A 19,670-nucleotide genomic window follows, 5' to 3' on the forward strand; every position below is an offset into this window, starting at 1 on the left:
CCTAGCCGTCACGGGCACGGCTCAGCGGTGCAGCCACCACGACATGCGACGCGTGATCCACGGCAGGAAGACGTACGTCATCAGCGGGGTCATGACGGTGGTCACCAGCACGACGCGCGGCACGAGCGGCCAGCCGGAGATCGTGTGCGAGGCCACGAGGTTGGCCAGCAGGCTGAGCGGCAGGAAGACCATGAAGATCACGACCATCTGCTTCCACCGCGGCGGGGCCACGGGTGCCGCGCTCAGCGACTCGACGGACGCCGGCTCGACGAACCACCCCTCGATGCCCGTACGCCGCTCGCGACGCTTCTCCTCGACGTCACCCTGGGCCGCCTCGAGCCACCACTCCCGCTGCGGGGAGGCCTCCCACGCCGCCAGCGAGTCGGTGTCGGTGAAGCGGTAGAGCATGTGCCGGTCGGGCGACTCCGCACTCGGCCGCACCCACCCCGAACCGAGGAAGCCGTCGAACTTCTCGGCCAGCGACGTGCCCGCCTGCACCCACGCCAGCATCTCGCTGGAGCGGGACGGGTCGACGTGGCGCGTGACGGACACGGTGACGGGGGCGGTCATGTCTTCCAGTGTCCGGCGTCGAGGCATGCGGTGCGAAGCCGCGGGGAACGAGATCTCGCCCACGTCCGTGCCTTCTGGTCGGCGTACGCGCGGGGTATTGTCCAGTGAGTCAGTAGACATAACAGTCCTGGGAGGGACTCATGACCCGAGCACCGCGACCGGACTTCCTGGTGATCGGCGCGCCGAAGGCCGGCACCACCGCGCTGCACGCCGCGCTGGCGCAGCACCCGGACGTCTTCGTCTCCGACCCCAAGGAGCCGAAGTTCTGGCTGTGCGACGGCGCTCCCCCGCCGGCCTGGTGCGGCCCGGGCGACAAGCACTCGCAACAGGAGTGGATCTGGCGGGCCGACCGCTACTACCCGCTCTTCGAGCCGGCCGCCGCCCACCAGGTGCGCGGCGAGAGCACTCCCTTCTACCTCTGGAGCCGCGGCGCCCACCGCCGGATCGCCGAGCACCTGCCGGAGGTCCGGCTGATCGCGGTCGTCCGCGACCCGGTCGACCGCGCGTACAGCAACTGGATGCACCTCTGGTCCGACGGCCTCGAGCCCGAGTCCGACTTCGTCACCGCCTTCGAGCGCGAGGACGAGCGTGTACGTGCCGGGTGGGCGCCGTTCTGGCGCTACCGCGAGCTCGGCCTGTACGGCGAGCAGCTGCGGCACCTCCACGACTACGTCGACCCCGCGCGGATCCTCGTCGTCCGCTACCGCGACCTCGTCGACCAGCCGGGCGCGACGGTCGACCGGGTGAGCCGGTTCCTCGGCATCCGCGAGGGCCAGGTCGACGCGATCCCGCGAGACAACTCGCGCGGGTTCGTGACGCCGGGGCTGCGGCCGAAGGTCTTCGGTCCCGTCGTGCGTACGGGCGCCCGCCTGGGCCAGTTCGCGCCGCCGCAGGTGTGGCGCCAGGTCCACCCGCTCTCCCTCGCCCTGCTCGGCGACAGCCGGCACGCCCACCGCCCGCGCCTCGACACCATGAAGCGCGAGCGCCTCATCGCGCCGTACGCCGACGACATCGCGCTGCTCGGCGAGCTCACCGGGCAGGACTTCGGGGACTGGCTGTCGCCCGCCGACCGCGGCTCGTTCGCGCAGCGGTCGGGCGATGCGTCGGTGACGAAGATCAGCGCACGTCGGTAGGTCAGCGCACGCAGGTGACCAGGTCGTGTGCGCCGTCGACGCGTGCGGCCTCGATGTAGTAGCGGATGCGGCCGTCGGGCAGTGGCACTGCGGTCGCGTAGCGGAACGCACCGTCGGAGTGCGGGGACGTGATCGGGGGCTGGTCGACGCGGGTGAGCGCGGTGCCGTCCCAGGTGGCCACACCGGTGGTCTCGAACCAGTTCGACGCCGCGTCCGGCCGACCGTCGTACAGCACGACGCCGTCGGGCAGCACGGCGCTGACCCGGGCGCCGCGCGCGTCCCACTGGCCGTCGCGCCCGGCGAGCACCTCGCCGTGGTCCTGCCAGTCGAGGCCGTCGCTGCTGGTGAGCCGGCGCGTGGTCATCCGGTCCTCGTGGCCGGGCTCGTCGAGCGGGTGGCAGCACAGCCACATCTCGTAGCCGTCGTCGCCGACCGTGATCACCGGGTCCTTCACGGCGGTTGACCGGTCACCCTCGTGCACGCGGCGGCGTACGCCGTCGGGCAGGCCCGCGACCGTGTCGGCCGTCAGGCTATCGACCCACCAGTGCTTGGAGCCCGGGGTCGCGCAGGAGAGGTAGAGCCGCCAGCCGCCCTCGCGCAGCGGCACCAGGACGGGGCGCTCGAACGACTCGGCGCCGAAGGCCTCCCGCGAGACCTCAGTGACCGGCTCGAACGCGAGGCCGTCGGTGGAGCGGGCGACCACGACCGAGACGCCGCGGCCGTCGGTCAGCGGACGGCGTACGCGCCAGGTGAGCCAGAAGACGTCGTCGACCAGCACCGCGCTCGCCGCGCCCGCCCAGTTGCCGGCGCCCGGGCCGGGCGCCGGCACCACGACCTCGACGTCGTCGTAGGTGGGTGGGGCGGAGAGGGCCGTCGTCATGGCTCCATGATAGTCGACCGGATCACTCCAGTTTGCGCGCGCCGCGGCTTCACTCGCAGCCGAGCCCCTCGCGGTACTCGGGAGGGACCCGGCCGGCGTTCACATCGGCGGAGATCTCCCACACGACCTCGGGGTAGTCGCCCTCGTCGTTCATCGCGTTCAGGAAGGCCCAGTCCCGGGTGGCGGCGAGGGCCTTCTGGGCTGCCACGGTCGCTCGTTGATCGCCCGCCTCGCGGGCTCGGGCGAACTCGACGATCCACGGGCAGACGACCTGACGAGCCACGTCGGCGCCGAGCTGGTAGGGGTCGTTCTCGCCGGAGCTCGGCACGTCGGCACCGGGGGCGAGGCGGATGCCGCGGAGCATCGCCGCGATGGTTGCGTCGGCCTCGCCGGCGGTGACGAACTGCTCGGGCAGTGTGAACTCGAACTCTGCCTCGTCGGTCCACGCCAGCCGGGCGAGCAGCGCGACGTACGCCGCCTCATCCATGCCCTCGGCGCGCACCTCGGGATAGACCGTGCCGTCGACCGCACCGATGGTGGTGTGGTCGCGGGCGGAGTAGTGCCACATCCGAGCCGGCTGCCCCAGCAGCTCGACGGGCGCGCCGCGGTCGACGCGCGGGTAGTCGATCCGCTCGCGGTCCTCGACGTAGGAGTCGCGCAGGTCGGCGGGGTAGAGGTGGACGTTGAGGGTCGCCTCGCCGTTCGTCCACTCCACCTCGCTCCCGCCCTCCAGGGGGTCGGAGATGTAGGTGACGTCCCAGCCGGGGGCGTCCAGCACGACCCAGTCATGGGCTGGCGCACCGGCGAAGACCGGCGCGGGGTCATCGCGCGACAGGAGCCAGCTCGGCACCGCGACCAGGGCTGCTGCGGCAGCGGCCGCGGCGATCGTCGCCACCCACCGACGACCTCGTCGCGGACCCTCGTCGTGCTGCGCGTCGGGCCGATCGGCCAGGGCTGTGGACATGATCTCCTCCAGGAGCTCGGCCCGGGCCGCGGCGAGCGGCAGCTCGGAGACGGCCTGGTCGGTCAGTCGGGTACTCATCGGTCCTCACGGATCGGGGTCGGTTGCTTGTCCTGGATGTGTCCGGCACCCGGCGGATCGTTGCCGAGCAGCTCGCGCAACCGCGCCCTGGCGCGCGACAGGCGCGGCCTGACCACCGTCCCGGGCAGACCGAGGACCTCACCGATCTCGCGTGCCTCGAGCCCCTCCCACAGGTGCAGCTGGAGCACCTCCTCGTCGCGCGCGCTGAGGCGGGACATCGCGGCGTCGACCACGTGGTCCTGGACGACCTGGTCGCTGAGGTCCGGTACGACGACGCTGAGGTCACGGCGCAGGCGCTCCCCGAGCCGGCGCCGGCGCAGCTCGCCGCGCCGCTGGTTGGCGAGCTGGCGGCGGGCGACGGCGTAGAGCCAAGGACGGGCGCCGTCGCCGACCGGGACGTGCGACAGCCGGCGCCACGCGACGAGGAAGGTCTCCGCCGTGACGTCCGCCGCGTCCTCCGCACGCGACGTACGACGCAGGGCGTAGCCCAGCACGCAGTCGAAGTGTGCGGCGTAGAGACGCCGAAAAGCGTCCTCCCGTGGATCCCCCGATGCGTCCATGACTCCCCCATGTCCCCCTCACACCCGATCGTTGCAGCCGATGCCCGAGATTCTCGATCGACTAGTAGGTCACCTCGAAGGACGTCGCACCGCCGGGCGCCGCCTCCCGTACGGCGACCTGCTGCACCCGCGCGAACCCCGGCCCCTCGTGGCACCACGCGACGAGCGCGTCCACGGCCTCGTCCTCACCCTCGGCGTGCAGGAGGACCGAGCCGTCCGGCTCGTTGCGCACCCAGCCGACCACGCCGAGCAGCCGCGCCTGTTCCTGGGTGTACCACCGGAACGAGACGCCCTGCACCCGTCCGGTGACCCGCACCTGCACCGCCTTCACGGTCCCATCCTGCCTGCCGGCGGACATCAGGGCGTGGGCCGACACCGGCCCGACTCGAGCGGACCATTGGCCGCTCACGCACCCGTATGCCGCGGCACGGGGCTACTCGAGCGCACCTCTGGCCGCTCGACGCACGCCGTGGTCTGGTCTGGTCGGGCCGGTGTCGCGCCTAGAGGATGGCGCCCGGGACGTACGCCGCCGCGTCGGGGTGGCGGGCCGCGAGTGCCTCGATCCGGGCGACGACCGCGCGGGTCTGGGCCACGGCTGCGCCGGTGAACTCGATCGGGTCGGCGACGAGCGCCTCGATCTGGTCGCGGGTGAGCCCGAGCCGCTCGTCGGCGGAGAGCTTGGCGAACACGTCGTTGTCGGCCTGGCCGGCGCGCATCGCGAGGGCGGTGCCGACGGCGGCCTCCTTGATCGCTTCGTGGGCGGCCTCGCGGCCGACCCCGTTGCGGACCGCGGCCATCAGCACCTTCGTCGTGGTGAGGAACGGGAGGTAGCGGTCGAGCTCGCGCTGGATCACGGCCGGGAAGGCGCCGAACTCGTCGAGCACGGTGAGGAAGGTCTGGAAGAGGCCGTCGGTGGCGAAGAACGCGTCGGGCAGGGCGACCCGGCGGACCACCGAGCACGACACGTCGCCCTCGTTCCACTGGTCGCCGGCGAGCTCGCTGACCATCGAGAGGTGGCCGCGGAGGATGACGGCGAGGCCGTTGACCCGCTCGCACGAGCGGGTGTTCATCTTGTGGGGCATCGCCGACGAGCCGACCTGCCCCTCCTTGAAGCCCTCGGTCACCAGCTCGTGGCCGGCCATCAGCCGGACGGTGGTCGCGAGGTTCGACGGACCGCTGACCAGCTGCACCAGCGCGGCGACGACGTCGAAGTCGAGCGAGCGCGGGTAGACCTGGCCGACGCTGGTGAGGGTCTGCTCGAAGCCGAGGTGGGACGCGACGCGCTGCTCGAGGTCGTCGAGCTTGTCGGCGTCGCCGTCGAGCAGGTCGAGCATGTCCTGCGACGTGCCCATCGGCCCCTTGATCCCGCGCAGCGGGTAGCGCGCGAGCAGCTCCTCGATCCGCTGGACGGAGATGAGCATCTCGTCGGCGATCGTCGCGAAGCGCTTGCCGAGCGTGGTCGCCTGCGCGGCCACGTTGTGCGAACGACCGGCCATCACGGTGAGCTCGTGCTCGGCGGCGAGCCGGCCGAGCCGGACCAGCGCGGCGACGGCGCGGTCGCGTACGACCTCGAGCGAGCGGCGCACCTGCAGCTGCTCGACGTTCTCCGTCAGGTCGCGCGACGTCATGCCCTTGTGAATGTGCTCGTGACCCGCGAGCGCACTGAACTCCTCGATGCGCGCCTTCACGTCGTGGCGGGTGATCCGCTCGCGAGCCGCGATGGAGTCGAGGTCGACCTTGTCGATGACCGACTCGTACGCCTCGACGACACCGTCGGGCACGTCGATGCCGAGGTCGCGCTGGGCCTTGAGGACCGCCACCCACAGCTGCCGCTCGAGGACGATCTTGTGCTCGGGCGACCAGATCTCGGCGAGGTCGGCGCCGGCGTAGCGGGTGGCCAGGACGTTGGGGACGCTCACGGCGCGATTGTCCCATCCGCCGGGGACCAGTCGTCCCAGGGCGCCCACCAGCGGTCATCGCGATCGAGAACGTCGGCCACGTCGGTCGCCGCTACGAGGACGGCGAGCAGCTCGTCCTGGGTGATCCGGCCGGCCGCCAGCGACGGCGCCAGGTCCTGCACGTCCTTCCACCGCCACTCGCCCCCGGCGGGGATCACAATGTCGAGCTGCAGGTCGTTGACCTCGATGCCGTCGCTCGTGCGGACGTACGGCGTCTCGAAGTTGACGTACCAGCTGAGGAACCGGCCGTCGGCGTCGAAGAACTTCCACACGGCGTACCAGTCGCCGACCCGGCGCAGCTTGAGCACCGTCGTGCCCTGCCAGGCGTCGAGGTGGCCCCAGGGGTGCGGCACCGGGTGCGGCGGGAAGCTCAGCGGCGTGCCGCTCGGCTGCAGGGTCGCGAGGATGCCGCCCGGACCAGGGTCGTCTGCGAGCAGCCGCTCGTTCCAGTGCGCCCACGCGGCGCCGTGCAGCACCTCGCGCATCACGATGTCCGAGCCGGGCTCGAAGCCGGGCTCAGCCACGCGAGGCCGCACCCTCGACGACGCCGAGCGGCTCGGCGGCGATGTCGCGACGCCACTGGGCACCCGGGAAGGAGATGCTCGAGATGCCCTCGTACGCCTTGGCGCGGGCGTCGGCGACGTCGGTGCCGGTCGCGCAGACCGCGAGCACCCGACCACCGGCGGTGACCAGACCGGCCTCCGTACGGGCGGTGCCGGCGTGGATGACGTCGACGTCGGTCTCGACGGTGAGGGTCTCGGTGCCGACGACGACGTCGCCGGAGCGGGAGCCCTCGGGATAGCCCGCGCTGGCCATCACCACGGTGACGGCGGCGCCGTCGGCGAAGGTCGGGTCGGCCGCGGTCGAGAGGTCTCCGTCGGCCGCCGCCTTGAGCAGCACGCCGAGCGGGGACTCGAGCAGCGCGAGGACCGGCTGGATGTCGGGATCCCCGAAGCGCACGTTGAACTCGATGACCTTCGGCCCGTCGACGGTCAGCGCCAGTCCGACGTAGAGGCAGCCGACGAAGGGTGCGCCGAGGCGGCGCATCTCGGCGAGGGTCGGCGCGACGACCTCCGCCATCACGGTCTCGACGGTGCCGGTGGGCAGCCAGGCCAGCGGGGCGTAGGAGCCCATCCCGCCGGTGTTGGGGCCGCGGCCGCCGTCGAAGATCCGCTTGAAGTCCTGGGCCGGCAGCAGGGGCCGACCGGTCGTGCCGTCGCAGACGACGAACAGCGAGAACTCGGGCCCGTCGAGGAACTCCTCGACCACCACCCGCTCGCAACCGGCCGCGTGGGCGAGCGCCTCGGCGCGGTCGTTGGTCACGACGACACCCTTGCCCGCGGCGAGCGCATCGTCCTTGACGACGTACGGCGCACCGAAGGTGTCGAGTGCGGCGGCGACCTCCTCGGCGGTCGTACAGGCGCGCGATCCGGCGGTCGGCACGCCGGCGGTCGCCATGACCTCCTTGGAGAAGGCCTTGGACCCCTCGAGCCGGGCTGCGTCGCCGGACGGCCCGAACACCGCGATCCCCGCAGCGCGTACGGCGTCCGCGACGCCCGCGACAAGTGGGGCCTCCGGACCGACGACGACCAGCTCCGCGCCGATCGAGGTGGCGAGGGTGGCGACGGCCGGGCCGTCCATCGGGTCGACGTCGTGGAGGGTGGCGACCGCACCGATGCCCGGGTTGCCGGGCGCGGCGTGCACCTCGGAGACCGCCGGGTCGCGGGAGAGCGCGAGGGCCAGGGCGTGCTCGCGGCCGCCGGTGCCGATGACGAGGGTCTTCACGGGCGTCGAGCCTATCGGCGTCGTCGCGGCTCCCGACGCGCCGTTCAGGACTGGTCGGGGCCAGCGTCGTGCCGGGCGAGGCCGTGCCGGTCGAGGAAGTCGAGCGACGCGTCGGCGACGGCGCGCCAGCCGCCGTCGATCACCAGCGAGTGGCCGACCCCCGGGATCTCGACGATCTCGGTCGCGGAGTGCCCGTTCTTGCGCTGCTGCTTGTACGCGGCGTTGGCCAGGGCCCAGGGGACGATGTTGTCCTTCTCGCCGGAGATGACGAGCAGCGGGCCGCGCTCGGGGGTGCGCTTGTCGGCCTTCGCCTCGGTGGTCGGGTCGAGGTTGGCGGTGGCGGCCTGGAAGAGCGGGCGGCCGGGGGCAGGCGTGTGGAAGGTGTCGTACAGCTCGCGGGCCTCGGTCTCGTCGACGGCGTTGGCGAAGCCGTAGCGGAACTCGTCGAAGGTCAGGGTGACGGTCCGCTTGCGGTTGGCCGGGTTGCCCAGCACCGGGAACGCCGCCTTGAGCGCCGAGAACGGCAGCGGCAGCACGCCGCGGCTCGGGGCGGGGTCGATGCTCACCGTGGCCGACGCCAGGCCGCGACCGGCGATGATCTGGACGAGCAGGCCACCGAAGGAGTGCCCGACGACGATCGGCGTGAGGTCGAGCGTGCCGATGACCTCGGCGACATGGTCCGCGACCTGGCCGACACCGACGCCGGAGAGGCTGTTGGCGTGCGCGTGGGCGGCGGCGTGGTCGGCCTGGTCGCCGGGCCAGTCGACGGCGAGGGCGGCATAGCCGCGCTCCTCGAAGGGCGTGCGCCAGGCGTCCCAGCTCTCGGCGAGGAGCCACAGGCCGTGGACGAAGTCGACGGGCTGGCGACCGGTGGCGTTGACGCGCTCGACCTCGGCGGCCTCGCGGGCGGTGATGGTGGTGGTCATGGCTTGGACCCTTCTCCTAAAGTGTAGACAGAACGTTCGTTCTGCTAGATGAACAGTGCTCCTCCCCCATCCATTCCGTCAAGGGAGGAGAGCCGCGATGAGAGAGGGATCACTAGGGTGAGCGCCGTGTCCGAGGCCCGCGAGCGACTGCTGCGCACCGCCACCGAGCTGTTCTACGCCGAGGGCATCCACTCCGTCGGCGTGGACCGCGTGCTGCGCGAGGCGGGCGTCACCCGCGCCACGATGTACCGCCACTTCGCCGGCAAGGAGGAGCTGGTCGTGGCCTACCTCGACGTCGAGGACGCCACGATCCGGGGCTACTTCACCGCGGCCGCCGAGCGGGGCGGGACACCCGACGAGCTCCTGGACGCGGTCGTCGACGGCATCGCCACCGACGCCGGGCGCCACCACACGCGGGGCTGCCCCTTCATCAACGCCTCGGCGGAGTACCCCGACCCTGACAGCGACGTACGCCGCGTGGTGCGCCGGCACCGCGACTGGTTCCGCGCGACGCTCACCGACGTCGTCTCCGCGGCCGGCCTGCCCGACCCGGCCGGGGCCGCGGGCGCGCTCGTGCTGCTCCGCGACGCCGCACTGGTCGGTGCCTACCTCGACCCCGACCACGACGTCGTCGACACCTTCACCCGCGCAGCCAGGGAGCTGCTCGGGCGCTGACCGCGACGGTCAGTCGGGCACGACCACGGTCTGCTCACGGCCGGGTCCCACACCGACGCCCCAGATCCTGGCGCCGGAGATCGCCTCGAGCGCCCGGACGTACGCCTGTGCGTTGGCGGGCAGCTCGTCGAAGGACCGGCAGCCGGAGATGTCGCTCATCCAGCCGTCGAAGTACTCGTAGACCGGCTTCGCGTGGTGAAACTCGGTCTGCGTCATCGGCATCTCCTCGACGCGCTTCCCGTCGATCTCGTAGGCCACGCAGACGGGGATCTGCTCCCACGAGCCGAGGATGTCGAGCTTGGTCAGGAAGAACTCGGTGAGGCCGTTGACCCGACTGGCGTAGCGCGCGACAACGGCGTCGTACCAGCCGCAACGACGCGTACGCCCGGTCGAGACGCCGATCTCGCCACCGAGCTTCTGGAGCTGGATGCCGTCCTCATCGAAGAGCTCGGTCGGGAACGGACCGGAGCCGACGCGGGTCGTGTACGCCTTGATGACGCCGATGACCCGGTCGATGCGGGTGGGTCCGATGCCCGCCCCGACGCAGACGCCACCGGCGACCGGGTTGGAGGACGTCACGAACGGATAGGTGCCGTGGTCGACGTCGAGCATGGTGGCCTGGGCGCCCTCGAAGAGGACGGTCTGGCCGGCGTCGAGCGCCTGGTTGAGCAGGAGCGAGGTGTCGCACACCATCGGCCGGAGCCGCTCGGCGTACGCCAGCAGCTCCTCCACCACTGCGTCGACCTCGATCGCGCGGCGGTTGTAGACCTTGGTGAGCAGGTGGTTGCGCACGTCGAGCGCCGCATCGATCTTCTCGCGCAGGATCTTCTCGTCGAAGAGGTCGGCGATGCGGACGCCGACGCGGTTGATCTTGTCGGCGTACGCCGGCCCGATGCCGCGGCCGGTCGTGCCGATCTGGTTCTTGCCGAGGAAGCGCTCGGTGACCTTGTCGATGGTCGCGTGATAGCTGGCGATCACGTGGGCGTTGGCGCTGACCTTGAGCTCGGCGACGTCGACGCCGCGGGCGATGAGGCCGTCGAGCTCGCGGAAGAGCGCCTCCGGCGAGACCACCACGCCGTTGGCGATCACCGAGGTGGCGCCGGGGGTCAGGATGCCGCTGGGCAGCAGGTGGGTGGCGTACTTCTCGCCGTTGACGACGATGGTGTGGCCGGCGTTGTGACCACCGCTGGTGCGCACCACGAAGTCGATGGGATCCGTGGTGGCCAGCAGGTCGGTGGCCTTGCCCTTGCCCTCGTCGCCCCACTGGGCGCCGAGCACGACGATCGCGGGCATCTCAGCCCTCCTCGTTCATGTCTACTGATGTGGACGCGGTGCACATGCGACGAGCCCCGGGCACAAGGCGTCGGGGCTCTTGCGGCCACACGCTATCGCACCCGGCCGGGCGGCCCCGGTCGCGCGTCCTCCGGGGTGGGACGGACGTCGTGAGTGGTGGGCTAGTGTCCGGACGTGCGATCGCTGCTGGTCATCACCAATGCCGATGCCGGCACGTCGGACGAGGCAACCCTCGCGACAGCGCTGGCGGTCCTCCGCGAGGAGGCGTCCGTCGAGGTGGCCAAGACGTCCAACCCCGGCGAGCTCGACGGCGTGCTGCACCGCGCGGGCGGACGGACCGTCGTCGTCGCCGGCGGGGACGGCAGCATCCACGCCGTGGTCACCGCCCTGCACAAGCGCCACGAGCTGGCCGGCTCGACCCTGGCCCTCCTGCCGATGGGCACCGGCAACGACTTCGCCCGCGGCAACGACATCCCCCTCGACATCGAGGAGGCGGCCCGCCTCGTGATCACCGGCGAGGCGCGACCGATCGACCTGATCATCGACGAGACCGGCACGGTCGTCGTCAACAACGTCCACGTCGGGGTCGGCGCGCAGGCCAGCCGCAAGGGCGCGAAGTGGAAGACCCGCCTCGGCTCCGTCGGTGTCGGCAAGGTCAACCTCGGCAAGCTCGGCTACCCGATCGGCGCCCTGCTCTCCGCCTTCCACCCGCCCAGCTGGCGCCTGCGCGTCGAGCTCGACGGCAAGGTCGTCAACGACGTCGACCGTCCGGTGCTCATGGTCGCGATCGGCAACGGCGGCAACGTCGGCGGCGGCACCGAGCTCAACCCCGACGCCGACACCGAGGACGGCCGGCTCGACGTGATGATCAGCCGCGCGGTCGAGCCGATGGCCAAGCTGGCGTACGTCGCCAAGCTGCGTCGTGGCGAGCACGACGAGCGCGACGACGTGCTGACGCTGCGCGGGAAGACCGTCAAGGTGAGCGGCGACGAGTTCTGGATGTCCGCAGACGGCGAGATATCCGGGCCCGAGCGCAGCCGGAGCTGGCGCCTCGAGCCGGCGGCGTACTGCATGATCCTGCCCTGACCCGGACAGGTCGAGTGCGCTCGCGGCAGTAGTCACCACAGGGCTGCGCACTCGACCTCCGCGGTCCAGTCAGAGCCAGCCGCGGCGGACCGCCTCCACGCCGGCCTGGAACCGCGTGTCGACGCCGAGCTCGCTCATCAGCGAGGCGACCCGGCGGCGTACGGTCCGCAGGCTGAGGTCAAGGTTGCGGGCGATCTGCTCGTCCTTGACGCCGTCGGCGAGCTCGACGAGCAGCAGGCGGCGGTGGTCGTTCTCGGCCAGCCGGTCGCCGCGGGCCTCGACGCGACTGGCGGTCTCCCAGAGCTCGTCGAAGTAGGCCTGGAGGATCCCGACGAGCGCGGCCTGCCGCACCACCACGCGCCGGTCGGAGCCCGCGCCCAGCGGCTCGGGCACGATCGCGCGTCGTGGGCCGACGACCACCAGCCGGGTCAGGACGCTCGGCACGACCCTGATCTCCTCGCCGATCTCGGCGCGCATCCGTAGCATGTGCGGGGCCTCCGACATCGCCCGGGCGGGATAGATCGCGCGGACGCGGCGGCCCTCGCGGACGGCGTTGCCGACGGCCACGGCCATCTCGGACTCGCTCGGCAGCCGCCACTGGTCGGGTCGGAGGAAGCACAGGTCTCCACGCTTCTCCCGGATCCACTGGGCGATCAGCGCCGGTACGTCGCTCTCGGCCGACACGTCGCCGTCGATGTGCTCGTCGTCCGCCGACGCGGTCTCGCGACGCTCCGCCAGGATCGGGAGCACCTCGGCGATGCGCCTCAGCTCTCGCGCCTTGACGCCGAGCTCGTCGGCCTGGGCGACGAGCGCCCGACTGGTCGCGGTTGCGGGATCGATGACGTGCAGCACCTCGTCCTCGATGGTGACGATGTCGAGGGCCAGGAGCGGCGCGAGCTGGTCGAGCAGCTGCTCACGGGTCAGCAGGAGGCTGGCTGCGACCCCTTCGACGGTCTGCCCGGAGCCGGGCTGGATCCGGCGGTAGATGGGCTCCATCTGGGTCGGCAGCCCCAGCGCCGCGATCACCTTGCTGTCGTCCACGCCCCACCTCTCCCCGGACTGTTTGGCATCTTAGTGCCAGCGGCCACTTGGAGCCACTGTCAAGAGTGCCTTGCTGGCACAATGCTGCCGACCACTCGGGAGATCTGCGCGGACGCGGGGGTGACTGCGCCGGATCGAAAGTGCTTGCACGGACCTCGAGTGGAGGCGTCGGAGCCGCCGCGGGGGACGGCTCCGGCGCCGATCCGTGCCACCGATAACCTTGCCCGCATGGCACGAGGTGGACGGCAAGGGCAGGACACTCCCGTCGACTGGGTGACCCGGGCGGCGGACGACGCCGTACGCCATGCAGGCGAGGGCAACCTGGTCACCGTCGCCTCCGGCGCCTCCCCCAGCGGCCCGATCCACCTGGGCAACCTGCGCGAGTTCATCACCCCGCACTTCGTGGCCGAGGAGCTCCGCCGTCGCGGCGTGCCGGTGCGCCACCTCCACTCGTGGGACGACTTCGACCGGTTCCGCAAGGTGCCGGCCGGCGTACCCGCGTCGTGGGCCGAGCACATCGGTCGTCCCCTCACCGCCGTGCCCGACCCGTGGGAGTGCCACGCCAGCTGGGCCGCGCACTTCAAGGCACCCCTGCAGGAGGCGCTGAGCGACCTCGGCGTCGAGATGGAGGAGATCTCCCAGACCGAGATGTACACCTCGGGCGCCTATCGCGACCAGGTCCTCCTCGCCGTCTCGCGCCGCGACCAGATCGAGGAGGTGCTCGCCCAGCACCGCACCAAGAAGGTCGCCCCTGCCGAGGACGCGTCCGACCAGGAGGCCGCCGACCTCGCGGACTCCGTCGCCAACGAGGACGAGTCCCCGGCGGACTCCACGTCCGCCGACGCGATCGCCCGCTTCCCCTACCGCCCCTACTGCCGCGACTGCGGCCGCGACACCGTCACCACGACGGCGTACGACGAGGCCACGACGACGCTGTCCTACACCTGCTCGTCCTGCGGCTACGAGGGCACCACGAACCTCTCCACCGACAACGACGGCAAGCTCGTCTGGAAGGTCGACTGGCCGATGCGGTGGGCCTTCGAGTCGGTGAACTTCGAGCCGGCCGGCCGCGACCACATGACGCCCGGGTCGTCGTACACAGTGGGCACTGAGATCGTGTCGTCGATCTTCGACTGGCGCGCGCCGGCGCGGGTGATCTACGCGTTCGTCGGCTTCGCCGGCGTGCAGAAGATGTCGTCCTCGGCCGGAGGCGTCCCGACCGCGGTCGACGCGCTGCGGGTGCTCGAGGCGCCGATGCTGCGCTGGCTCTATGTCCGCCGCGCACCCACCCAGGCCTTCGACATCGACTTCGGCCCCGCCGTCGTACGCCTGTACGACGAGTGGGACGCGCTGGGCCGCAAGGCGGCCGAGAAGTCCGACGTCGCGACGCTCGCCTGGCACCGCGCGTCGGAGACGGCCGCCGGTCGGCTGCCCACGCCGGCCGTGCCGGTCCCCTTCCGGACGCTGTCCGGGATCGCCGACGTGACCGCCGGCTCCGCCGACCTCATCTCGAGGATCATCGAGTCGTCGGGCTTCCCGCACGACTCGGTCGCCGACCTCGAGCCGCGGCTCTCCAAGGCCGTGCAGTGGACGGCCGAGCACGTGCCGGCCGACGAGCGAACGACCGTACGGTCCTCACCCGACACCGAGCGGCTGGCCGCGCTGTCGGAGGACGAGGAGCTGTGGCTGCGGATCTTCCTCGACCGCCTGCCCTCCGAGCCCGACCTCGAGGCCGTCACCGCCGTCGTCTACGGCGTGCCCAAGGTCGCCCGCGGCCTCGGGTTCGAGGACGCCCCGACCGACCAGGTGAAGGCCGACCAGAAGGACTTCTTCCGGCTGCTCTACCACCTGCTGGTGTCCGCCGAGCGAGGCCCGCGACTGCCCACCCTCGTCCTCGCCCTCGGCCCGGAGAAGGTCCGCCACCTCCTCGGCGCCTGAGCAACGTAGGCAGTTCGGCGCGGGATATCCGCGGCCGAGCGTGAGCGGGTTCTGACGAGCCGCGAACTGCCTATCCTGGTGCCGAGGTCAGCGGCGGAACCTGACCGGCTCGCCGAGGTAGCGCTCGAGGTCGGCGCGTACGCCGTCGCTCAGTGGCCACGCGGACTGGGCGGCGTGGTCCCAGAGGACGTTGACGCACTCCCAGACGGCGGCGGGGCCGCCGTCCGCCTCGACTCGCAGCTCGGCAGCGACGGTGAACGAGCTCCGGCCGATCCGGCTGACCCAGAGCGAGGCGAGGAACGGCTGGTAGGGCACGAAGCGCATCTCGCCGTGGTACTCGATGGACTGCGAGGCGACGAGCTCCGAGACGCCCTCGTCGACGGCGTGGAGCAAGCCGGTCCCGCCCGCCGGCAGGCCGGGCAGCGGCGCGAACCGCAGGAACTCGTAGCGCGCCTCGTCGAGCACCCGGACGGCCTCCACGTTGTCGACGTGGCCGGCGAGGTTGATGTCGCGGTAGCGCGCCTGGATCTCGGTCGTGAAGGTCTCACCCATGGGGGAAGTCTGTCGGACCGGGGCCGGGCCTAGTGTTGCGGGCATGACCTCGAGCTTCGGCGACCTGATGGCCGGTCCCCCGCCCACCCACCTCCCCGCCGACCCGGCCGACGCCGAGCTCGCCGGTGGTGACGCCCCGGCGGCCGTCGTACGCCGTCACCCGGCCTCGCCCGCGGCGTGGGCCGCGCTGGCGCTGCAGGCCAAGGACGCCGGGGCCGACGACGTGACCGTGTACGCGTACTCGCGGGTGGGCTACCACCGCTCGCTCGACATGCTGCGCCGCAACGGCTGGAAGGGCCACGGCCCGGTGCCGTGGGAGCACGAGCCCAACCGCGGCTTCCTCCGCTCGCTCGCCCTGCTCGCCCTCGCCGCCCGCGCCATCGGCGAGACCGAGGAGTGGGACCGCTGCTCGTCCTTCCTCCGCGACTCCAGCGCGACTGCGGCGGACGTGCTGCTCACCGACGACTGACCGCTCGTCGCGCGAGACCGACCGCTCGTCGGCGTACGGGCTCCACTCGCCTCCCAGGGGTGGGTGACCGCCGTCACGGCGGGAGTACGTTGCTGGGCATGAATCCCGGGAACACACCTCCACAGTCGCGCCCTGAACAGGGCCCACCGCCGACCGACATGCGCAAGATGGCGCTCGCCGGCGTCCTGCTCGTCATCCCGATCGTCGTGCTCCTCTGGGTGCCGCACTACGCCAAGGTCGAGCCGAAGCTCTTCGGCTTCCCCTTCTTCTTCTGGTACCAGTTCCTCTGGGTCTTCATCTGCTCGGCGCTGACCTGGACGGCCTACAAGCTGACCCTCTCGGCGCGCGGCAAGACCACGCACAAGGTGGGTGAGGACCGATGACGCCGCAGCTCTCCGTCATGGCCGCCGACACCGGCGGGATCAACGGCGTCGCACTCGCAGTGCTGATCGCTCTGTTCCTCCTCGTCACCGTGGCGGGGTTCATGGCCTCGCGCTTCAAGCGCGCGGAGTCGCTCGAGTCGCTCGACGAGTGGGGGCTGGGAGGTCGCTCGTTCGGCACATGGATCACGTGGTTCCTGCTCGGCGGTGACCTCTACACGGCGTACACCTTCGTGGCCGTGCCGGCGGCGATGTTCGCCACCGGCGCTGTTGCCGGGTTCTTCGCGGTGCCGTACACGATCATCCTGTACCCGATCATCTTCATCTTCATGGCGCGGCTGTGGTCGGTGAGCCACCGCCACGGCTACGTCACCACGGCGGACTTCGTCCGCGGTCGGTACGACGACCGGGTGCTGTCTCTCGCGGTCGCGGTGACCGGCTTCGTCGCGACGATGCCCTACATCGCACTGCAGCTCGTCGGCATCCAGGCGGTGCTCGAGGTGGCCGGCCTCGGTGGCGGCGACAACATCGTCGCGAAGGACGCACCGCTGTTCATCGCCTTCGCCCTGCTGGCGGCCTACACCTACTCGAGCGGCCTGCGCGCTCCTGCAGTGATCGCCTTCGTGAAGGACATCCTGATCTACGTCGTCATCATCGTCGCGATCATCTACCTACCCGGCAAGGTCGGCGGCTGGGAGGCGATCTTCGGTGCCGCGCAGGACAAGATGGACGCCAACAACGTCGCGGCGGCCGAGGCGGGCCTCCCGCAATCGTCCTCGTTCGTGCCCGGCTCCGGTGCCTTCTGGGCGTACGCCACCCTGGCGCTGGGCTCGGCGATGGCCCTGTTCATGTACCCGCACTCGATCACCGCGTCGCTGTCGTCCAACTCGCGCAACACGGTCCGCCGCAACGCCGCGCTCCTGCCGGCGTACTCCTTCGTGCTCGGTCTCCTGGCCCTGCTCGGCTGGGTCGCCATCGCGGCCGGGACCACGCCGATCGGTCTCGACGGCGAGCCCAATGCGCAGCTGGTCATCCCGCAGCTCTTCGAGGACATGTTCCCGGCCTGGTTCACCGGGGTCGCGTTCGCCGCGATCGCGATCGGCGCGCTCGTGCCGGCCGCGATCATGTCGATCGCCGCGGCCAACACCTTCAGCCGCAACATCTACAAGGAGTGGCTCAAGAAGGACGCCACCCCGGCGCAGGAGGCGAAGGTCTCCAAGCTGATGTCGCTGCTGGTGAAGGCGTTCGCGCTGGTCTTCGTGCTGACGCTGGACAAGCAGAACGCGATCAACTTCCAGCTGCTCGGTGGCATCTGGATGATGCAGACCTTCCCGGTGATCGTGTTCAGCCTCTTCACGCGGTGGTTCCACCGCTACGCCCTGCTGGTGGGCTGGGCGGCCGGCATGGTCTACGGCACGATCGAGGCCTACCAGGTCGTCAACCCGGTGACCGGCAAGCACTTCGGTGGCTCGCTGGCCCTCATCCCGGGCATCGAGCGGATGGGCTACATCGCGATCACCGCGTTCGTGATCAACGTGGTGCTCGCCGTGGTACTGACCGCGATCCTCAACGCCATGAAGGTCTCCAACGGCAAGGACGAGACGATCCCGTTCGACTACTTCGCCGACGCCGACGACCCGCGGGTCCAGAAGGACCTCGCGGAGCACTCCACGCACGACAAGGAGTACGGCGACCCGGACGACATCCCGGGCAACGCGCCGGCGCGCTAGGTCGTACGCCGCTTCGTCGAGCGGTGCGTGAGGGGGATCCCCGAGGCCGGGAATCCTCCTCGCGCACCGCTGTGTCGGCTCGGGGGAAGCAATGTCGGCCCGCGGGTGTTCACTGGAATCGTGATTGCCACCCAGAGCCCGACGTCCGCGACCGATTCCGACGTACGTCCGTGGCCCGCCCTCGGCGCGCTGTGCGTCGGCTTCTTCATGATCCTGGTCGACATGACGATCGTGTCGGTGGCGACGCCCGCGATCCTCGAGACGTACGCCCCGCACGGCGCGACGGTCAACGACGTCATCTGGGTGACCAGCGCCTACCTGCTGGCCTACGCCGTCCCGATCCTGATCACCGGGCGGCTGGGTGACCGCCTCGGCCCGAAGCGGATGTACCTCGGCGGCCTCGTCGTCTTCACGCTCGCGTCGCTGTGGTGCGGCCTGGCCTTCGAGCTCTCCGCGAGCATCTGGATGCTGGTGGCCGCGCGAGTGGTCCAGGGCTTCGGTGCCGCGATGGTCGCGCCGCAGACGATGGCCGTGATCACGCGCATCTTCCCGCGGGAGAGCCGCGGGTCGGCGATGAGCCTGTGGGGCGCCACCGCGGGTGTTGCCACCCTGGTCGGCCCGATCCTCGGCGGCGTGCTCGTCGATCTCGCGGGATGGGAGTGGATCTTCTTCATCAACATCCCCGTCGGCGTGGTCGGCTTCTGGCTCGCGTGGCGGCTGGTGCCGTCGCTGGAGGTCCACGAGCACTCGTTCGACTGGATCGGCGTCGCGCTCAGCGGCGTCGCCCTGCTGCTGATCGTCTTCGGGATCCAGGAGGGCCACGCGTTCGACTGGAACGCGACGATCATCTCGATGATCGTCGGCGGTCTCGCGGTCGGCTCGGCCTTCATCTGGTGGCAGTCGCGGATGACCCGCGAGCCCCTCATGCCGCTCTCGCTCTTCCGCGACCGCAACTTCTCGCTGGCCAACCTCGCGATCGCCAGCGTCGGCTTCGTGTTCGCATCGATGGGCTTCCCGCTCATGCTGTGGGCGCAGCTCGTCCGCGGCGACTCGCCGACGCAGGCCGGGCTCCTGCTCGCGCCGATGGCCGTGATGTCGATCCTCCTCGCGCCGGTCGCCGGCAAGCTGACCGACCGCGTGCACCCGCGAATCCTGGCCGGGGCCGGGCTGACCGTGCTGGCGATCTCGCTGCTGCTGCTCGCCTCGGTGATCGGTCCCGACACCCCGCTCTGGCAGATCCTCGGTGCGATGGGCCTGCTCGGCATCGGCAGCTCCTTCGTCTGGGCTCCGCTGACGACCACGGCCAACCGCAACCTGCCGCTCCACCAGGCCGGCGCCGGCGCCGGGATCTACAACGCCAATCGGCAGATCGGCTCCGTCATCGGCGCGGCAGCGATCGCCGTGCTGATCGACAGCCGGCTCGCCGCCAACGGCCTTGCCGACGGCGGCGGCACCAGCGAGGCATCTGTCGGCGGCACCCTGCCGGACGCCGTGCACGCGGCCTTCAGCACCTCGATGTCGCAGGCGATGTTCCTGCTGCCCGCGATCCTCGTCATCGGCGTGCTGGCCGTGCTCTTCTTCGAACGGCCCCAGCACTTCGCCGCAGCGCCGGCCCCCGCCGAGGCCGTCGCTCCCCAGGCCTGAGCGCGGTC

The 19,670-nt window shown here is 71.2% G+C and carries 20 protein-coding genes; 8 read left to right on the forward strand and 12 right to left on the reverse strand.

Annotated elements, in window-relative coordinates; genetic code table 11:
- Positions 1–21 precede the first annotated feature (21 nt).
- Positions 22–570, reverse strand: a complete 549-nt coding sequence (locus tag EUA94_RS14220; RefSeq protein WP_129427541.1) for a putative antibiotic biosynthesis monooxygenase — start codon at positions 568–570, stop codon at positions 22–24.
- Between the two features lie 140 nt (positions 571–710).
- Between EUA94_RS14220 and EUA94_RS14225 the strand changes: the two genes are divergently transcribed.
- Positions 711–1,703 (forward strand): sulfotransferase family protein, encoded by a 993-nt coding sequence (locus tag EUA94_RS14225; protein ID WP_129427542.1) that lies wholly within the window; start codon positions 711–713, stop codon positions 1,701–1,703.
- Between the two features lies 1 nt (position 1,704).
- Here EUA94_RS14225 and EUA94_RS14230 read toward each other — a convergent pair whose 3' ends face one another.
- The 8 genes from EUA94_RS14230 to EUA94_RS14265 all read right to left on the reverse strand — a co-directional run bounded on the left by EUA94_RS14230 (position 1,705) and on the right by EUA94_RS14265 (position 8,854).
- Positions 1,705–2,583, reverse strand: a complete 879-nt coding sequence (locus EUA94_RS14230) for a hypothetical protein (RefSeq protein WP_129427543.1) — start codon at positions 2,581–2,583, stop codon at positions 1,705–1,707.
- Between the two features lie 49 nt (positions 2,584–2,632).
- Positions 2,633–3,625: a hypothetical protein gene (locus EUA94_RS14235; RefSeq protein ID WP_129427544.1), complete on the reverse strand. Its 993-nt coding sequence runs from the start codon at positions 3,623–3,625 to the stop codon at positions 2,633–2,635.
- Positions 3,622–4,185: an RNA polymerase sigma factor gene (locus tag EUA94_RS14240; RefSeq protein ID WP_129427545.1), complete on the reverse strand. Its 564-nt coding sequence runs from the start codon at positions 4,183–4,185 to the stop codon at positions 3,622–3,624. The genes EUA94_RS14235 and EUA94_RS14240 overlap by 4 nt, the downstream gene beginning before the upstream one ends.
- Before the next feature lie 61 nt (positions 4,186–4,246).
- Entirely contained in the window at positions 4,247–4,516 is a 270-nt protein-coding gene (locus EUA94_RS14245) for an acylphosphatase (RefSeq protein WP_242494876.1), read from the reverse strand.
- 169 nt (positions 4,517–4,685) lie between these two features.
- Positions 4,686–6,104, reverse strand: a complete 1,419-nt coding sequence (gene purB / locus EUA94_RS14250; RefSeq protein ID WP_129427546.1) for an adenylosuccinate lyase — start codon at positions 6,102–6,104, stop codon at positions 4,686–4,688.
- Positions 6,101–6,667: a ribonuclease FAU-1 family protein gene (locus EUA94_RS14255; RefSeq protein ID WP_129427547.1), complete on the reverse strand. Its 567-nt coding sequence runs from the start codon at positions 6,665–6,667 to the stop codon at positions 6,101–6,103. The genes purB and EUA94_RS14255 overlap by 4 nt, the downstream gene beginning before the upstream one ends.
- The gene (gene purD, locus EUA94_RS14260; protein ID WP_129427548.1) at positions 6,660–7,928 is read right to left on the reverse strand and encodes a phosphoribosylamine--glycine ligase; all 1,269 of its coding nucleotides are present in this window, start codon (positions 7,926–7,928) and stop codon (positions 6,660–6,662) included. The genes EUA94_RS14255 and purD overlap by 8 nt, the downstream gene beginning before the upstream one ends.
- A gap of 44 nt (positions 7,929–7,972) precedes the next feature.
- Positions 7,973–8,854: an alpha/beta hydrolase gene (locus EUA94_RS14265; protein WP_129427549.1), complete on the reverse strand. Its 882-nt coding sequence runs from the start codon at positions 8,852–8,854 to the stop codon at positions 7,973–7,975.
- A gap of 126 nt (positions 8,855–8,980) precedes the next feature.
- Here EUA94_RS14265 and EUA94_RS14270 point away from each other — a divergent pair, with 126 nt between their 5' ends.
- Positions 8,981–9,529: a TetR/AcrR family transcriptional regulator gene (locus tag EUA94_RS14270; RefSeq protein ID WP_207210560.1), complete on the forward strand. Its 549-nt coding sequence runs from the start codon at positions 8,981–8,983 to the stop codon at positions 9,527–9,529.
- Positions 9,530–9,538: 9 nt separating this feature from the next.
- On the opposite strand, the gene EUA94_RS14275 is transcribed toward EUA94_RS14270, so the two are convergent.
- Positions 9,539–10,822 carry an adenylosuccinate synthase gene (locus EUA94_RS14275; RefSeq protein WP_129427551.1) on the reverse strand — a complete coding sequence of 428 codons (1,284 nt, stop codon included), beginning with the start codon at positions 10,820–10,822 and terminating at the stop codon, positions 9,539–9,541.
- A 174-nt stretch (positions 10,823–10,996) separates the two neighbouring features.
- On the opposite strand from EUA94_RS14275, the gene EUA94_RS14280 reads away from it, so the two are divergent.
- A complete protein-coding gene (locus EUA94_RS14280; protein ID WP_242494877.1) occupies positions 10,997–11,908 on the forward strand; it encodes a diacylglycerol/lipid kinase family protein in 912 nt (303 codons plus the stop codon).
- A gap of 69 nt (positions 11,909–11,977) precedes the next feature.
- Here EUA94_RS14280 and EUA94_RS14285 read toward each other — a convergent pair whose 3' ends face one another.
- A complete protein-coding gene (locus EUA94_RS14285; protein ID WP_129427552.1) occupies positions 11,978–12,949 on the reverse strand; it encodes a helix-turn-helix domain-containing protein in 972 nt (323 codons plus the stop codon).
- Positions 12,950–13,177: 228 nt separating this feature from the next.
- Between EUA94_RS14285 and lysS the strand changes: the two genes are divergently transcribed.
- Positions 13,178–14,887 carry a lysine--tRNA ligase gene (gene lysS, locus EUA94_RS14290; RefSeq protein ID WP_129427553.1) on the forward strand — a complete coding sequence of 570 codons (1,710 nt, stop codon included), beginning with the start codon at positions 13,178–13,180 and terminating at the stop codon, positions 14,885–14,887.
- 87 nt (positions 14,888–14,974) lie between these two features.
- Here the strand turns inward: lysS and EUA94_RS14295 are convergent, their stop codons facing one another.
- Positions 14,975–15,439, reverse strand: a complete 465-nt coding sequence (locus EUA94_RS14295; RefSeq protein ID WP_165356903.1) for an acyl-CoA thioesterase — start codon at positions 15,437–15,439, stop codon at positions 14,975–14,977.
- A 43-nt stretch (positions 15,440–15,482) separates the two neighbouring features.
- On the opposite strand from EUA94_RS14295, the gene EUA94_RS14300 reads away from it, so the two are divergent.
- The 4 genes from EUA94_RS14300 (at position 15,483) to EUA94_RS14315 (ending at position 19,662) form a co-directional block, all read left to right on the forward strand.
- Complete coding sequence (locus EUA94_RS14300; protein WP_129427555.1) at positions 15,483–15,908, forward strand: DUF3151 domain-containing protein; 426 nt, start codon at positions 15,483–15,485, stop codon at positions 15,906–15,908.
- 98 nt (positions 15,909–16,006) lie between these two features.
- Positions 16,007–16,291 carry a DUF3311 domain-containing protein gene (locus tag EUA94_RS14305; protein ID WP_242494878.1) on the forward strand — a complete coding sequence of 95 codons (285 nt, stop codon included), beginning with the start codon at positions 16,007–16,009 and terminating at the stop codon, positions 16,289–16,291.
- Positions 16,288–18,018: a monocarboxylate uptake permease MctP gene (mctP, locus tag EUA94_RS14310; RefSeq protein WP_129427556.1), complete on the forward strand. Its 1,731-nt coding sequence runs from the start codon at positions 16,288–16,290 to the stop codon at positions 18,016–18,018. The genes EUA94_RS14305 and mctP overlap by 4 nt, the downstream gene beginning before the upstream one ends.
- A 120-nt stretch (positions 18,019–18,138) precedes the next feature.
- Entirely contained in the window at positions 18,139–19,662 is a 1,524-nt protein-coding gene (locus EUA94_RS14315) for a DHA2 family efflux MFS transporter permease subunit (RefSeq protein ID WP_277986116.1), read from the forward strand.
- Positions 19,663–19,670 lie beyond the last annotated feature (8 nt).

It is taken from the genome of Nocardioides zhouii (assembly GCF_004137345.1).
GTDB classification, from domain to species: domain Bacteria; phylum Actinomycetota; class Actinomycetes; order Propionibacteriales; family Nocardioidaceae; genus Nocardioides; species Nocardioides zhouii.